This is a genomic window from Pseudomonas sp. UBA1879 (genome assembly GCF_002338065.1).
GTDB lineage: Bacteria > Pseudomonadota > Gammaproteobacteria > Pseudomonadales > Pseudomonadaceae > Aquipseudomonas.
In genome coordinates, this window is the sequence record NZ_DDHJ01000025.1 from 1 (window position 1) to 330 (window position 330).

A 330-nucleotide genomic window follows, 5' to 3' on the forward strand; every position below is an offset into this window, starting at 1 on the left:
GGGGGTGTTGACACGTGTTGGGAGTGGCCGGCATCCGCACGCGCGGGGTGACAGTAATGCGTGGAATCCGGCCACCCCCCTGACCTTGTAGGAGCAGCCGGAGGACCGGCGGCCGCGAGGCGGTGTGTCAGGCACACCACCGACACCGGCAAGACCGCTTCGCGGCCGTCGTTCCTCCGGCGGCTCGTACGGACTGCGGTGAGTGCATGGGGTGTGAATCGCCAGCAAGCCGACTCTCGCGGTGTGTGTGTCGTGCGAAAAATCCCGCCACATCGCGGGTCTTTTAGGAGCAGCCGGAAGAACGACGGTCGCGAGGCGTTGTGTCAGGCA